Genomic DNA, 16,090 nt, shown 5'->3' with positions numbered 1-16,090 from the left:
TTATCGGGTTGTCACTAGGCAAAAACCAATCGGTCTAAGGAAAGGAATGATTTTTTATGTATTTTTGGATGGAGTTGGGATCGCAAACTATGATCCAAAAACCAATCCATTTAGCCGTTTTGCAAAAGGTTTTTTAGCACCTGTTGGTGGGATTTCCAAATTCGACCTTGACCTCCCTGTCAATGCCAATCATATCCATTACCTAAAAACGGATGCTCATATGGGTGTTCCTGGCCTCCCCCAATCAGCCACGGGCCAAACTGCATTATGGACAGGAATTCCTGGTCCCAAGGTTTTAGGTCGTCATGTCAGTGGATTTCCGACCATCACCTTACGAAAAATCATAGCAAAATATTCCCTCATCAAAGTTTTAAATGAAAAAGGAATCCTAAGTGATTTTCTAAACTGTTTTTCACCACCTTACTTAAAACATGTGGAAGAAAAACCAAAACTTGTTTCAGCTTCCACACTTGTCCAACTTGCCAGTGGTAGGCCTCTCAAAAATTTTGAGGACCTTCGTAGTGAAAGAGGACTTTATATGGACCTCACTCATGAAATAATGGGAACACTAGGAATTGATATGTTAAAAGAAGGAGATCCCCTTTTAGAAAAGAGAGACCCATACCTACTTGGAACAAAGTGTTTCCAACAATTTTCAAACTACCAACTCACTTTGTATGAATATTTTTTAACTGATAAAGTGGGACATGCAATGGATTGGGAAAAAGCAGAAAAAGTGATTTCTAATTTAGAAGCATTTTTTAAAGGACTTTTAACAAATCTAAATCCAAACGAAGATTTATTAATTGTTTCCAGTGATCATGGGAATATGGAAGACTTAAGCCAAAAGAATCATACCGAAAACCCAGCGGCCACCATCCTGTATGGAAAGGATGCTGACCGCTTCGCAGAAAATATTCATTCGTTAGCTGATATTGTTCCGGAAATTTATAAAACTTTCGGATTAGAGGAAGCTCTATTCAATACACACACGAATGAGTTTCTAATGGAAACCAACTAAAATTCTAAATCATTTCCCGAATCAGGTTTCCCTGAATAAGAATTCGGTTTATTTGATGTAGAATCTGACGATACATCAGAATCTTCTAAATCATTGTGGTCAGTAAATTGATCTAGTGATTCTTTTTTCCATGCAATCGCCTTGTCGGTAATCTGGTTTTTAGGGTATTTGTCTACAATGGTTTGGAAAATACCGGCTGCTTTTTCAAACTTACCTTGTCTGAAGTAAATCGTTCCCTTCTTATAAAGTGAAGCTTGGTCTAATGAATAATCACTATTATTCAATACCTTATTGATATATGTAAGTGATTCTGTTTGTTTTCCTATTGCATCATAAGCAAGTGCAATATAATATAGTGCCTCTTCTTCTTTTTTTGGAGAAGGATTCACAGCTAAAGATTTTTGAAACAATTCAATTGATTTGATATATTGTTTTTTAGTATAATTATCTTTTGCTTCTTTAAAAACTGAGTCTTTATACTCACCAACTACCTTTTCATCCGCACCGGCAAGTCCATCTTGGGTTTCGATGTATTCATCAAATACATCAAACGATGCCCAATCTTTTCCTAATTTACGTAATGTACGGCCCCAACCTATTCTTGATTCCGTATGGTTAGGATCTTCCTGCAAAGACAAAACATAATTTTTACGAGCCGTTTCATACTGCCCAATTTTGTAATAGTGGTCAGCAAGTGCCATGAAGGTTTTGGATCGAAGTTTATTGTCGGAACTAGATTGTAAAACCGATTCCAGATGAGCCTTTCCTTCTGGTTCATTTCCAATTTTTAAAAGTAAATTTCCTAAAGAATAACTCAGTTTATCCCTGTCTTCTTGTTTCCAATTTGTATTTTTTTTAAGATCTTTATAGATGTCTAGTGCAGGATAAAAATCCAAATTTTTTTCCAAGGCTCTCGCTTGGTTGTACTTAATTTGAAATTCATATTTTTCCAAACCTTGTTTTCCAGCTAATTCAGAAAAGATAACTATCGCCTTTTCTCTGCTATGTGGATTAGTTTGCTTTAAATACTCTTCCCCTTCTGCAATTTTCTCTAAAACCAATTGAGACTGGTCTTCTTTTGCAGAAATATTGGTTTGGTAATAGGCAGTGGAGAGTCCAGCTACAATAAATAACAAACCTGCTAAGGATACAATCACTCGACTCATAAATTACCTCTACCCACTTGATTTAGGGTTTGATTCGTCCAAAATTCAACTCTTGATGGAGAATAGGATTTGGTTTCCTTTTTCAAAAAACACTTTAAAGCCTTTTTGGTATCACCGGTTTTTAACGCACTAACGCCAAGGAAGAACATTGCTTTTCCCCTTAAGTAAGAACTAGTTTCATATTTTAAATATTCTTCTAATCGATATACGGCTGTTTCAAATTTCTTTTGGATCACCGTTTCTTTGATGATTCGATTTAACTCTGTTTGTCCTAAATCATAGGTGACTGTTGCTTGAGTTTCTTGTTTAAAATCATTTACTGGCTCAAAATTTTCTTTTGGAGGAGTCAACTCAGTTGGAGTTACAGCATGTTCATTTTTATAAATTTCAGATTTTTCAGGTTCTTTTTTAGGTTTTGATTCCGCTACAATATCTGGTTCATCTTTTGGAAGATTATCTTTAGAAAAATCATATTTAAAATAAGATACGTTTTCTTTTAAATTATAATCTTCAGGAACGGAACTTGATTTTGCAGTCACACCAAAATACAATTCATCAATTTCTTTTAGTTCTTTGATGAAAAAATTTGTTTTTGGATGAACAACAGTTGCAACTTTAACGACCGTTCCTTGGTTAAAAGAGGATGCACCTTGGTTTAGAGGACGTATGGAAGCATACAGAGTATAAATTGTTGTTTCATCAGCAGCTTCTGGACTTAACCAACTGATCACTGCTCCTTTACCAACACGTTCATACCCTAATCCTCGCACATGTAAAGCCCCTGTTAAGTTTGGTTTCACTTCATTAGATGCAACTTCAGGGTTGTCTTTTTTAGGAGTTTCTTCAACAATTACTTCTGCATTTGCTTTATCAGATTGTTTGATATAAAAAACACGTAATGTCGATTTTTTATCTTCTAGTGGTAGTGTTTCTTCACTACCCATTTGTTTCACAGAAACACCATAATACAATGTTTGTGATTTACTTAGGTCTTGGTCCAAAAAGGAAGTAGTCGGATGTGTGAGCTCCGAGAGTTTATCTGCTTTCTGCATCAGTGGAAGACTTGTTAGTGGTGAGTTGGAACGATAGACAGTGTAAATAGTCCTTCCCGCAGTGGCACCTTGTGGTGGATTCCAATTCAATCGAATGAATCGTTTTTCGATATTAGCTGTGATTCCAGATACTCCCCCCACCATAGATTGGATATTAGTATCTTGTGGGAAAGCAGGGAAATCTGGATTTTGCCCTACAACAGGTGTTCCATTTTCTTCTGCAATGGTGACAGGGATAATCGTATAGTTTTGATTGGCAAATAGTTTGACTTCTCGTTTTCGAACATCGGAAACCATCACAATCGCGTAATAGTATGTTCCAGGTTTTAAATTATAATCAAAGTATAAACGAGTTGCATTAGGACCGGAAGCTTTGTAACGGCCAAGTGAATCAGCAATGTAGAGTTTGTCTGGGCTATCAATCATTACATTGGATCTGGCAACGATGATTTCGCCTTCTTGTTTGGGTGAATCCCAATCAATACGAATGGATTTTTTGTCAGGCAAAAGACTCGCATGAATTGCTTTTGCAATCGATGGATAACGACTTTCCTCAAATCCGGAGTCTGCCCAAACCGGGAATTGAGAAAGTAGCAGTACAACCGTCCAGAGGTGAATCGAGAACTTCATACTTAGATTTTCGGTGGTTATCTCCCTCGAATTGAATTTTTCGTTTGTACTTTCCCCTCTTTTCTAGAAGATTTGTCATTATGTCTGAAACGGAATACTACCGTTCCCAAACTTACCAAGAGTATTTGCTCTCGAGTCATAGACGAGAGGTTTGTCCTCCAGAAGATGTGTATGCATTTTTCAATTGGAAGGGCCTGACCAATTTGGTTGATTTTGGGAGTGGACTTGGGTTTTACTTTCAGGACTTCCGTAAATGGTTTCCGAATGTTTGGATATGGGCTGCGGAATGCCAACAAGACATCATCGATCGCATCCTCCGTAGAAAACTCATGGAAGGCATTGAGCAACTAACGCCATTTTATATGGACCAATCTGACCACCCTCTCCTCCCAGAATGGGTCCCCGTTCCCGAAATTATTTTTGCTTCCTTATCCCTTTCCACATTCCCAAACCCTGGACTTGCGATGGATGGGCTCATCCGTTCCATGAAAGCAGGAGGTAGGTTATTCATTGTGGATTGGTCAAAAACTGAGTCTGGATTTGGACCCAAAATCAATGAAAAAATTTCGATGGATAAAATGAAATTTTTAGCTGAGGAATACAAACTTGAGGTCGTAAAATCAGGTAGGATTTCGGAACATTTTTATGGAATGGAAGTACGTGCCAGTTCCCATTTCATCTATGGTTATTATGATTTGAAAGAAGAAGAAGATGAAGACTCTGCTGTCTTTAAAATTTAAACAAAACCATATTTAGGTGATCAATCCGAATCAATTTTAGTTCCAATCTCTTAATCCATTACCTCAAGTTTTTATGTGGAGTTTGGAACAAAAGGAAATCATAACCAGCAAAAACTCCATTATACAAGTGATAGCTGGCGCAGGTTCTGGCAAAACAGCAACCATGATTGGACTCTTAGAGGAAAGGGAAAAAAACCAAACAATCCCCCCAGAAAAAACTCTCATTGTCACATTTACCAAAAAAGCAACAAAAGAATTCAAAGAACGATGTGAGAAAAAAGGACTTTCACATTTGTATCATATTTCCACCTTTCATTCGTTTTGTTATGATTCTTTAAAACATTCCCGTTTCCAAAAAAATTGGTCAAAATGTAAACTCCTTCCAGATTCTAAAAAATGGGAAATGACCAAAAGATTTTTAGAACCGAATCGTGAATTGATAGGTGGAATTCCATTTTCCATACTGATCAAACAAAATGGAAAGTATCTTCGAAACTTATCTACAGAGATTTATGAAAACTACATCACTTCCTTTCAAAACTGGAAACGAGATCATCATTACTTTGAATTTGATGACCTAATCCAAGATTTTTTAGATTTTCTAAAAACAGAAGATTCTCGAACCGTAAAAGAAAAATGGAAATCTCTCATCATCGATGAATTCCAAGACACAGATGAACAACAATTAGAGATCATCAAACGGATGGAGTTTGAAACTATCACTGTTGTGGGTGATGACTGGCAGGCAATTTATGGATTCCGAGGCGCTACTCCTAAGCCATTTTTAGAATTTCCAAACCATTTTCCAAACGTAATCCAATACAAATTACCAACTAACTATCGATCAACGAATACCATCATTCAAAAAAGTTTATTACCGATCAGACTAAACAAAAACAAAATTTCCAAAAAAACGATTTCCTTTCGAAAGGAAAAAGGATTTTTCCATTTGGAAGTCAAAAAAGAGAATGATCCCTTCTTGGAAACAATTTGGAAAAAATACCACTCGATTGATTCTGAGTCTGTTTTACTGACTCGAAGTAATTTTCGTAAAATCGAATGGATCCAAGTTGGTGTGCCCAATCAACAAGTGATGACAATCCATAGTGCAAAAGGTCTCGAATTTAAGACTGTGATTGTGGATTTGTGCCAAGGTTGGAGTGAAGATTTGAGTTCCATCGACTTGGAAGAAGAAAGAAGGATATTATACGTTGCCTTGTCTAGGGCAAAAGACAATTTAATCGTTCTCATAAACCAAACTTCCGATCCCAAAAGTCTTTGTGATCGTTTGAGTGAAGAATTTTCCCTTTGGAACAAGTTGCGAAATCGTACTTTACGGTGGATCAGACTCTGGTGAAGTGGTTTTACCTTGGGGGATTAGCTCAGTTGGTTAGAGCGCTACCTTGACATGGTAGAGGTCACTGGTTCGAACCCAGTATCTCCCAAGATCATTTCGAATCCATTTCATTCCTACTAACTTTCGATTTTTTATTTTTCTTACCACCAAACAAAGTTTCGACTTGCCATTCTTATCGCTTCCTTTCAAATTCGAGAACGATGAAACCAAAGTTCCTGGCTGAAGAATTTTTACTCGCTTTGTACTTTTTTGTATTTACCATAATCGCTGGTATTGTTCTCTTTTATGCTCCGTATGAAGCTGGTGTGAAAATCGCAAGCCTCACGGCTTTTTTTCATGTCAGTTTTGTTGCCATTTGTATTCTATTCCATTGGCATACTCCGTATCGAATTTGGAAATTTTTAGTTCCACTATCTATATTTATGGTTTTTCCAGATTGGTTTTTATCGGCCGTTTTACAGATATTAGTTTTTCCTGAAGATGGATTTTTCAAAATAGGAACTGTTTCTGGTTATATGGCAGGTCTTTGGGTCATCCCTCTTTTTATTTGTGTTTATACAGGAATCAAATTAGAAGAAAGATCTGTTTCTATCATTGGTACTGGGATATGGGTAGGTCTTGTCAGTTTATTCATCTTCGGATTGTCTGAAGCAACGATGTGGATTTTTGGTTCTTGGTATGCACAAAATGTTAAAATGTGGGGTCACGTTGCCTACTACGTCCTCGTTCCTGAGATGATTTTAGGAATCACTGCCTACCTCGCCTACCAAGGCTTTTCTTATTCCGCTTACCTTTTCCAAATTGCCATTGGTTTTTTAGTGATGGTTCTTTATATAGGAAACTTGTCCTTTTTCTACTTACTCATTGAAAAAATTCTTTAATCTACTTTTCAAATTTAGTTTTGTTTTTGGTATCCTTCTCCTTTTTGGAGAGGGATACTTTCGATTCCAACACACGAGCCCAAACGAAGAGCTCCGCTATAAAAAAATCCATTGTCTGAAAGATTGGTCTGAAATCCGTTTGTGTCCGAAAGTAAAGGAAGGTTTCACTCGTCGAGATGGAAAACCATGGGACATCCAAACAGACGAGATGGGAGAAAGGATAATTAATTCGAACATTCCAGAAACAAATGAAACAGTTGTTTGGTTACTTGGCGATTCTATGGCGATGGGTTATGGACTACCAACAAAAAAAACCATTGCCTTTTTGTTAGAAACCAAATACAAAATCAAAACTCGAGTGATTGCTGTGGATGCAATTGGCACGAACGGAATTTCAAATTTGTATATGGATACTTTAATCCAAACAAATAAAAATCCAAACTCCATCTATTGGATATGGAATCCGTCTGATTTTATCGATGACGAAAGGGAAAAAAAGGGAATGAAGAAATACGTATACCCAATCCACTTCTTTCTATCAAGGAATTCATCACTCTATGAATCACTCTTACCATCACCACAAACAAACGTTTATATAAATGGAATTCCGACAATCTATCCAAAGACTCATCCCACCTATTCGTTTTTAAAAACATTCATTCATAACAAAATTCACAACAAAGAACAATGGAAGATTTTATTCTCTTGGGGAATGGCCCCAAATGGCACACCTGATACAAATGATCCGAATTATGATGTTGCAAAAAAATTTTTTGAAACCGAGGGTATCAGTACCATAGACCTACGCCAGGAGACAGAGGTTTTATTTGCCCAAAAAAAACAGATATACATCCCAAATGATGGTCACCCAGATGAAGATTTGGCAAAACTCTTTGCAGAGGCCATAGCCAATGACTATAAAAAGACCCAATAGAAATGCTTGATTCCTAAGTCCCATTCTAAAGTTTAGAGGGATATGATCTTAAACTGGAAACGATGGGGAGCCATTGTCCTACTTTTCCCGTTCGCTTTATTGTCCTTGGAAGGGATCTTTCGCTTAGCCAACCCTCCTGCCTTACGATATTACCGTGATGTAAAACTATTGCATGCATACCATCCAGAATATGGTGTCACTCTTGCCCCAAACGAAAGTAGATTTGTACGACATTATGCTGACCTTTGGCAGGGGCAATTCACAACAAATTCCATTGGACTAAGAGGGCTAGAGGAACCGATTCCAGAAAAACCCAAACTCGTATGCCTCGGAGATAGCCTTGTAATGGGATTTGGAGTTTCTGACGAAGATACGTTTTGTTCGAAACTCAATGGATATGAGGAAAATGGAACCGAGTACCAAAGTTTAAATTTTGGAGTTGATGCTTACGGTTCTCTTGGTTCTTACAAACGCCTAAAAGATTTATCAGAGAAAATCCCAAATATCAAAAAGGTTCTCTTTTTTATCTCTCCCAATGACTTTACGATGCCTGACGAATTACGTGCACAAGGGATTTTACCTGACGATGAAAATGATGCCCTACACGAAAATGATTTAGAATGGAAAAATAAATTTCGTGTACAGTTTGAACTCACTCGTGTTTCTTATTTATTACAAGCACTGAAACTTGCTTATGAACAAACAAAGGTAAAATGGGCACAAACCAAATACGTCATGAAAATGGATTCCAATCAAATTACGGAATCACCTCTTCAATACTTAAAGGAAGCATTTATCATTCCTGTCAAAAAGCTAACATGTGAAAATTCTGATACATTCATTTGCCCCACCCCAATTCCTAATTTACAAATCCAATGCAGTGATACTCCAATCAATACAAATGATCTAGAGCCACTTCCTGAAACCACGACAAGAGCCTATGACAAAATGATTCAGTTTTCGAAAGACAAAGGTTTTGAATTCATTCCTGTTTTATTACCGATGCAAATTGAAGAAGTGTATTGCCGGCAACTTGGCAAATACAATCAATTAGGAAATTATGCTCTCAGAGCAAAAAGGTATTTAGAATCTAAAAATATCAGAACATTGGAAATCTTACCATACACTGACAAAATGTGTGGCAGAGAATTTACGATACATGGGAAAACAAAAAAAGCAGGAATCCAAGATTATTATATTCCAGGTGATGGCCACCTAACAAAACTCGGAAATCTTTGGGCATCCGAATCCATTCGATCTGCCTTAAAGGATATAAAGTAAAATGCTCTTCAACTCAGTTCATTATTTAATATTCGCACCAGTAGTCATATTCATATATTTCCTAATTCCAAAACGATTCCAAGGCTTATGGTTATTCATTGTTAGTTTGTATTTTTATGCAATTTTCAGAATTCCATTTCTCATTCTACTCGTTTTCTCTTTCGTAATCACAAAACTTGCAGTCGATTACATGGAAGAAACCCAATCAAAAAATAAAAAGATTTTTTGGTTAAATGTAGCTGTTTGGAGCAATTTAAGTTTATTATTTGTATTCAAGTATTTAGATTTTTCAATCACAGTATGGAACCAAACCTTTTCCTTTACTCCTTGTGATCCTGAGTTTGTTCAAAAATCGGGAATTTTACTTCCTATGGGGATTAGTTTTTTTACACTCCAAGCGGTTTCTTATGCGGTAGATGTTTACAAAGGTGTTGTAGAAAGAGCAAAATCTATTTTCCACTTTGGTCTTTTTTTGTCATTTTTCCCACAACTTGTGGCAGGTCCTATCTTACGTGCCAGTGATGTATTACACCAATTTTTAGATTCAAAAGACTTTACAAAAGATAATCTAAAACATGGATTAAAACAGCTCTTTTGGGGAATCTTTAAAAAAACATTCATAGCAGACCCTGTATCGTATGTGATCGATCCTATTTACGCAAACCCAACGGAATACAATTGGATCGCCATGTGGATTGCCGCATTTTTATTCGCAGTTCAGATTTACTGTGATTTTTCTGGTTACTCAGATATTGCAATTGGTACAGCAAGAATACTTGGATTTCATATTCCCAAAAACTTTGACCGACCTTTTTTATCGGGTACACTTAGTGAACTTTGGAGAAGATGGCATATTTCATTTAGTTCCTGGCTGAGAGATTATGTATACATCACGTTAGGTGGAAACCGAAGGGGTGAAATTTTAGCGTATGTAAATTTATTCATCACTACATTTGTTTCAGGAATATGGCATGGTGCAGATTGGACTTTTGTTTTTTGGGGTACTCTCCACTCCACAATGATGGTAGTTGAAAAATTTGTTTTTAAATTTGAAACGATGCGGAATGCCTGGAACAAAGTACCCAGATACATCCAACCAATTTACCCAGTTGGCGTTTTTGTTTTGTCCTGTTTTTTCTTTCGCGCGAAAGCAACTCCAGAAGTCCCCACAGGAATGGGAATCACTAATATTATGTTAGAAAGAGCGTTTACTGGAGCGATTGGACAATTTCCCCAGATGAGTCTAAGCTTAGTTGCGTTAGTTGGATTTTTATTCTTTGTTGATATTATGCAGGATCAGAAAGAAGATCGGTTTGCATTTATCACAGACCACTTATATTTTTTGGTACCAACTTGTATATTGCTCTATGTGACATCGTTTATCATATACAGTGTAACAGTATCCAGTCCATTTTTATACTTCCAATTCTAAAAAGAAAAACCGGTTTTCACCGGTTTTTTATCACACAAATCTAGTCTGTTATGATTTAAGATCTGAATTAGAACTCAACTTTGGGAGCATTTTCTATCGTCTTTTGGTCTTCGACAGTAAATGTTGCTTTTGCTTCATATCCAAATGCTTTTGCTGTTAAGACAGCAGGGAATTGGCGGATGTAAACGTTAAACTCTTTTGTTGCTTTGATGAATCGGTTCCTAGCAACAGTGATTCGATTTTCAGTTCCCTCTAGTTGTGCCATCAAATCAGAAAAATGTTGGTCTGATTTTAACTGTGGGTAGTTTTCTTGGATCATAAGAAGTCTAGACAATGCAGAGCCAAGTTGTCCTTGAGCTTGGTCAAATTGTTTTAAACTTTCAGGATTGTTGATTAGCTCAGGAGTTGCTTGGATGGATCCAATTTTTGCTCTTGCTTCTGCAATCCCTTTCATGATGTCTTTTTCTTGGTTAGCAAAACCCTTCACTGCTGAAACTAAATTGGGAACTAAATCAGCTCTTCTTTTGTATTGGTTGAGCACCTCTGCCCAAGAAGCCGAAACTTCTTCATCCAACTCTTGGATTCGGTTATAACCACAATTGGTGAATAAAGTAGTCATGAGGGAAAATAGAATGATGGTTCGAAACAGTTTTGTCATGGTCATTGTATACCTAACCTTTAGTCGGTCTGCAACACCAATTTGTTAAAAAAATTAATACCGGAACGGTTTTATTGCCTTGTTCCAAACTGATTCTTTTTCTTCCAAATACCTTTCGAGATCAGAATCTGAATATTTTCCGTACAGATAGTCAAGTAAATAGGAATCACCTGCAAGAAGTTCAATTGCAGGCCTGTCTGATCGAAACTCATATACACCTTTTAAAAACTCAAATTGATTCGGAAACAATTCATGTATTTGTTTTAAAAAGTATAAAGTAAAGTATAATGAATGAAATTGTTTGGGTTTTAAAACCATTAATTGGTAACCTTCACAAATGATACCCGCAAACTTATGAAACGTAGGCAAAAATCGTAAGTTGCGTAACAAAAAACTACCCTTTTGGTGAGATAACAATCTTTTATCAAGTTCTAACTTTTCTTTGCCTAATAAATAAGGTGCACCAAAAGTTTCGAATGGTTTTGTTGTGCCTCTTCCTTCGGATAAGTTTGTCCCTTCTAATAAACACATACCTGGATACACATAACATGTATTTTGCGTTGGAATATTTGGGGATGGAGGAACCCATTCAAATGAATTCACCTTGTTTGGGTGAAAAACTCCAACAGGAACAACTACAACATCAACATTCAAATGGAAAGTTTCATTATAATACGTTAATAAACCCCCAGGTGTAAGACCATGGCGGTGAAGGACAGATTTAACTCCAACAAACGATTCATACGTTTCCTGTAAGGGACTTCCTTCCACTTTTGTTCCAATTGGATTGGGAGAATCGATTACTAAAAAGACAGGTGATTTACCAGTTTCTTTTTTTAGTTTTGAAAGTTCCTCTAAGATATAATATGCAGTCGTTAAAAATGTATAATAACGTGAACCAACATCCTTAATATCGATGATCACTACATCTAAATTTTTTAAACTCTCTTTCGGTGGAACTAAACTACTCTCTTCTTTACCATACAAATTTACAATTTGCATATCTCCAAAAAGATAAGACAATTCATCTCCACTCACTTGGTCTTGTAACTCAGCAAACAAACCGTGTTCTGGCAAAAAAATAGTTTTTAAATTAAAAATTTCAGAATAGGTTTGGAAATGATACTTTCCAAGATAACCAAAAGCACTTTGGTTAGTTAAAATACCCGCCAAACAACCGCTTAGTTTTTGTATGTTCTTCAGAAACTTCATTTGATTTTTTGAATTGTTTCTTTTTTCTCGAGTGCTGTTTCCCAAATGGAAATCATTTTAGATTCATCTAGTCCAATTTCATCAAAAAATAAATTTCTGAATTCCGTAAGTTGGGAAATGAATTGATCAATCGAATCAATGAGAAAGGATTTGTTTTCTTTAAAAATAGAAACCCACATTTCTGCATTAGATCCCGCAATCCTTGACATGTCTCGAAATCCTCCGCCAGTAATTGGTTTTAGGATTGAATTGACTTGGTCCATCGTTGTTTGATTTTTACCAGCAACATTCACAAGAATTGTCGAAATCACATGTGGCAAATGGGAAACATATGCCAATGTTTCATCATGTACTTTTGCATCCATTTCAATGGTCCACGAACCTATCGATTCCCAAAATTGTTTCACAAAATCAAAGCTTGTTTGATTCGCCATTTTAGGTTTTGTTAAAATACATAGTTTATCAACATACAAAGCTGGTAACGCTGCTTCTGGCCCAGTTTGTTCAGAACCACACATCGGATGAGTTGAAATATAATTGTGTTCGTTATCACCAAAATGACTATTTACAACACCAACAATAGACTGCTTGGTGGATCCAAGATCGATATAAATTGTTTTTCCAGATTTTGGTAAACTTGGTATGAGTTTTAAAACAGATTCGACAGGTGTACTAAATACAACTAAATCAAAATGATTCCATTCAATCTTTGGATTTTCATCTAAAGTAAATACATGATTTGCCAATTTATTCGAAAGGATTGTTGTTTTACTTTTTTTAGAACGAACAACCCCACTAATCTCTGCATTCGGATATTTTTCTCGAATGGCTAGAGATAAGGATCCACCCATAAGCCCCATTCCATAAATGAGGATACGATCAAGTTTCATGTCGGAAAAGATCCTGCAGTAGGATAGGATCCAAGCAGTTTAAAGATTGTACATTGAGATTTTACAGTTTCAAGTAACGATGTAATTTTTGGATCAGCTTTGTGACCAATAAAATCGATGAAAAAGTGATACTCCCATAAATTCCGTTTGAGTGGCCTAGATTCAATTTTTGTTAAATTCACCGAAGCATCATGGAAGGTTTTGAGTATCTGAAACAAAGAACCTGTTTGGTTAGGAATGGAAAAAACAATTGAGGTTTTATCTTCTTTCGTCTTTGGTGACTCGGTTTTTCCAATCACTAAAAACCTAGTGGTATTTCCCGAATAATCTTCTATCCCTTCCGCAATCACATTCAGATTGTAAATTTCTCCAGCAATTTTGGATGCAATTGCAAGTCCATCTTTTCGTTCCGACACTAATTTTGCTGCCATGGCAGTAGAAGAGGTATCCACAACTTCCGCATTAGGTAAGTTAGCTGAAATCCAATTTCGGCATTGTTCATTCCCAATTCGGATCCCATAAATTCGTTTTACTGCTGCAAGATCAGTTTCAAAACCTAATAGTGAAAAAGAAATCCTTTGGTAAAGTTCCGAATACACAGTGAGATTTGTTTCAAGAAACATATCCAATGTGGAACTCACTTGTCCTTCTGTTGAATTTTCAACAGGAACAACACCGTAATCTAATTTTTCTTCTTCCACCATTCGGAATACATCGGGAATCGAAGTTTGAGGAACTGCCTCTATTGAAGTTCCAAATTTAGAACGTAAAGCGGAATGAGAAAAACTGCCTTCTGGACCTAAAAAACCAATCTTTAACGGGTGTTCTAAGGCGATAGTTCCAGACATCATTTCACGATAAATTGCTCGTATAACAGATGCAGGTAAAGGCCCCTTCGAAAGTTCAGTGACTTTTTCATACACATCTTTTTCACGATCAGGTCGGTAAATTGGACCACCCGATTCTTTTTTCACACGGCCAATCTCTTGTGCATATCCTGCTCGTTTTTGGATGAGTTCAATGATTTGAGTGTCCAGTGAGTCGATACCAGAACGTAGTTTTTTTAATTCTTCTTCTGCGTTACTCATTTGGATTCTCTTCTTTTAATTCTTCTGGTAACGAAACCATATCAAAATCAGGATTCATTTCAGTTTCTTCTGTTACCAGAATCGATTCTGGAGTAAAATCTTCGAATTTGAGTTCCTTTACTTCCACAGGAGTTGGCAAGTCTGTCAGTTTACTCAAACCAAAATGTAATAAAAATTCGTTTGTAGTTCCGTATAAAGTGGGTCTACCTGGAACTTCTTTTTGTCCAACAGCTTTCACCAATTTTTTGGACATTAAACTTGCGACCATGGCCCTTGAGGATACTCCACGAATCTCATCTAACTCAGTCAAGGTGATAGGTTGTTTGTAAGCGATGATGGCAAGAGTGTCGAGTGTTCCCCGTGAAAGAGTTTCCCTTTTTTTATCTTTAAAGATATGAGATAGAATTTCGCTGTATTTTTGGTTTGTGATGAATTGGTAACCACCAGCGATTTCTCTGAGTAAAAAACCACCTTCTCTTTCTTGGTAATCAAGAATGAGTTCATCTAAAAGTTCTCTTGCTTCTGTTTTTTCAATTCCACAAGACTTAGCCAGTGCAGATAATTTAATTGGATCTGAAGATAAAAAGAGAAGTGCCTCAAGAAGGCCCTTTGTATAGTTTCTTTCTTCCAAATTGATCTAAACCTTGACTATTTTGATTTCTCCGAAAACTGCATGTTGGATCACTTTGCAAACTCGGATTTTAACAACTTCTAATACAGCAAGGAAGGCTGCGACGATTTCTTTTTTTTCTGGTTTGTCATTTTCAAACAAATCCATGAAGTGAATTTCGCCTGTTTTTTCGAGGAGATTTTGCAGATATGCCATTTTGTCTTCGACCGAATATTGGGATACCCCTTCGTAAATCGGTATTTGCTCTTCTGCTTCATTGGAACTTTCTTGTTCCAATATCGAATTGAAAGCTGAAATGAGATCAACAAGACTCACATCCAACCAATTTTCAGTCTCATCCAAAACTTGGTTCGTTTCCCGCGTGAACATACCTGCGGTCAATCTGTCCAATTCTGCTAATCGTTGTCCCGCCATTTGGAATTTTTTGTGTTCCAAAAGTTTATCCACAAGTTCCTTAGGTAAGGGTGGGTCATAGTCTTCTTCTTCAAAACCAGGGTCTGGAAGAAGAGCCTTTGATTTTAAGTACACTAAATGCGATGCCATTACAGCAAACTCTGAAGTGAGCTCAATGGATAAGGATTGACTCGTTCTCAAAAATTGAATGAAATCAGATGTGATACGCGAAAGGGAGACTTCAAAGATATCCACCTTATAACTATCAATCAGAGACCATAAAACCGTCAAAGGTCCTTCAGTCAATCCACCGTCCTGGTTTTGCCACCGGACGATAAACTCCGGGGTTTGGGACACGATTTATAAACCTAATGCTTTTGCGGCAGCTTGTTGCAATCTTTCCGGTGGGAAAGGTTTTACAACAAAATCCTTTACACCCATTTTGATTGCCTTCGCTAAAAGGTCTTCTTGTCCAAGTGCCGTAACCATAATGATTTTAGCAGAAGCATCAAATTTGATAATCTCTTTTGTAGCTTCAATTCCATCTTTTTCGCGCATGGTAATGTCCATGGTGACTAAGTCTGGTTTGAGATTTTTGTACTGCTCAACCGCAATGTTACCATTTTCTGCTTCACCAACGATTTCGTGACCTGCTCCAACTAACGCATCTTTAACGAGCGTTCTCATGAATTTTGCATCATCTACAACCAAAATTCTTGCCATG

General features: G+C 36.7%; 16 protein-coding genes and 1 tRNA gene. 8 read left to right on the top strand and 9 right to left on the bottom strand.

Going from position 1 to position 16,090, the window contains the following annotated elements:
- Positions 1-46 precede the first annotated feature (46 nt).
- Complete coding sequence (locus CH354_RS13415) at positions 47-1,021, top strand: alkaline phosphatase family protein (RefSeq protein WP_100727452.1); 975 nt, start codon at positions 47-49, stop codon at positions 1,019-1,021.
- Here the strand turns inward: CH354_RS13415 and CH354_RS13410 are convergent.
- A complete protein-coding gene (locus CH354_RS13410; protein WP_100727451.1) occupies positions 1,018-2,187 on the bottom strand; it encodes a tetratricopeptide repeat protein in 1,170 nt (389 codons plus the stop codon). The genes CH354_RS13415 and CH354_RS13410 overlap by 4 nt on opposite strands.
- Positions 2,184-3,869, bottom strand: a complete 1,686-nt coding sequence (locus tag CH354_RS13405; RefSeq protein WP_100727450.1) for a tetratricopeptide repeat protein — start codon at positions 3,867-3,869, stop codon at positions 2,184-2,186. The genes CH354_RS13410 and CH354_RS13405 overlap by 4 nt, the downstream gene beginning before the upstream one ends.
- Before the next feature lie 80 nt (positions 3,870-3,949).
- Here CH354_RS13405 and CH354_RS13400 point away from each other — a divergent pair, with 80 nt between their 5' ends.
- The 7 genes from CH354_RS13400 to CH354_RS13370 all read left to right on the top strand — a co-directional run bounded on the left by CH354_RS13400 (position 3,950) and on the right by CH354_RS13370 (position 10,494).
- The gene (locus tag CH354_RS13400) at positions 3,950-4,609 is read left to right on the top strand and encodes a class I SAM-dependent methyltransferase (RefSeq protein ID WP_100727449.1); all 660 of its coding nucleotides are present in this window, start codon (positions 3,950-3,952) and stop codon (positions 4,607-4,609) included.
- Positions 4,610-4,682: 73 nt separating this feature from the next.
- Positions 4,683-5,966, top strand: coding sequence for a UvrD-helicase domain-containing protein (locus tag CH354_RS13395; protein ID WP_100727448.1), 1,284 nt, complete (start codon positions 4,683-4,685; stop codon positions 5,964-5,966).
- 14 nt (positions 5,967-5,980) lie between these two features.
- Positions 5,981-6,054 (top strand) — tRNA-Val (locus CH354_RS13390).
- A gap of 112 nt (positions 6,055-6,166) precedes the next feature.
- A complete protein-coding gene (locus CH354_RS13385) occupies positions 6,167-6,847 on the top strand; it encodes a DUF6989 domain-containing protein (protein ID WP_100727447.1) in 681 nt (226 codons plus the stop codon).
- On the top strand, positions 6,831-7,781 hold the full coding sequence (locus CH354_RS13380; protein ID WP_207762706.1) for an LA_2486 family SGNH/GDSL-type esterase: 951 nt from the start codon (positions 6,831-6,833) through the stop codon (positions 7,779-7,781). The genes CH354_RS13385 and CH354_RS13380 overlap by 17 nt, the downstream gene beginning before the upstream one ends.
- A 42-nt stretch (positions 7,782-7,823) precedes the next feature.
- Entirely contained in the window at positions 7,824-9,062 is a 1,239-nt protein-coding gene (locus tag CH354_RS13375; RefSeq protein WP_100727446.1) for an LA_2490 family SGNH/GDSL-type esterase, read from the top strand.
- Position 9,063: 1 nt separating this feature from the next.
- A complete protein-coding gene (locus CH354_RS13370; RefSeq protein ID WP_100727445.1) occupies positions 9,064-10,494 on the top strand; it encodes an MBOAT family O-acyltransferase in 1,431 nt (476 codons plus the stop codon).
- Positions 10,495-10,561: 67 nt separating this feature from the next.
- Here the strand turns inward: CH354_RS13370 and CH354_RS13365 are convergent, their stop codons facing one another.
- The 7 genes from CH354_RS13365 to CH354_RS13335 are packed head-to-tail and all read right to left on the bottom strand — an operon-like array spanning position 10,562 to position 16,089.
- The gene (locus CH354_RS13365; RefSeq protein WP_100727549.1) at positions 10,562-11,152 is read right to left on the bottom strand and encodes a LemA family protein; all 591 of its coding nucleotides are present in this window, start codon (positions 11,150-11,152) and stop codon (positions 10,562-10,564) included.
- A gap of 54 nt (positions 11,153-11,206) precedes the next feature.
- Positions 11,207-12,364 carry a DUF1343 domain-containing protein gene (locus CH354_RS13360; RefSeq protein ID WP_100727444.1) on the bottom strand — a complete coding sequence of 386 codons (1,158 nt, stop codon included), beginning with the start codon at positions 12,362-12,364 and terminating at the stop codon, positions 11,207-11,209.
- Positions 12,361-13,254, bottom strand: a complete 894-nt coding sequence (locus CH354_RS13355; RefSeq protein ID WP_100727443.1) for a prephenate dehydrogenase — start codon at positions 13,252-13,254, stop codon at positions 12,361-12,363. The genes CH354_RS13360 and CH354_RS13355 overlap by 4 nt, the downstream gene beginning before the upstream one ends.
- Positions 13,251-14,342 (bottom strand): prephenate dehydratase, encoded by a 1,092-nt coding sequence (gene pheA / locus CH354_RS13350; RefSeq protein ID WP_100727442.1) that lies wholly within the window; start codon positions 14,340-14,342, stop codon positions 13,251-13,253. Before pheA ends, CH354_RS13355 begins: the two co-directional genes overlap by 4 nt.
- Positions 14,335-14,973, bottom strand: coding sequence for an SMC-Scp complex subunit ScpB (gene scpB, locus CH354_RS13345; RefSeq protein WP_100727441.1), 639 nt, complete (start codon positions 14,971-14,973; stop codon positions 14,335-14,337). Before scpB ends, pheA begins: the two co-directional genes overlap by 8 nt.
- 6 nt (positions 14,974-14,979) lie before the next feature.
- Positions 14,980-15,723: a segregation and condensation protein A gene (locus CH354_RS13340; RefSeq protein WP_100727440.1), complete on the bottom strand. Its 744-nt coding sequence runs from the start codon at positions 15,721-15,723 to the stop codon at positions 14,980-14,982.
- A 3-nt stretch (positions 15,724-15,726) separates the two neighbouring features.
- The gene (locus CH354_RS13335) at positions 15,727-16,089 is read right to left on the bottom strand and encodes a response regulator (protein WP_002975323.1); all 363 of its coding nucleotides are present in this window, start codon (positions 16,087-16,089) and stop codon (positions 15,727-15,729) included.
- Position 16,090: the final 1 nt, after the last annotated feature.

It is taken from the genome of Leptospira levettii (assembly GCF_002812085.1).
GTDB classification, from domain to species: domain Bacteria; phylum Spirochaetota; class Leptospiria; order Leptospirales; family Leptospiraceae; genus Leptospira_A; species Leptospira_A levettii.
Note: the sequence above shows the minus strand (reverse complement) of the source record. Positions and strands in the feature narration are given on the sequence as shown.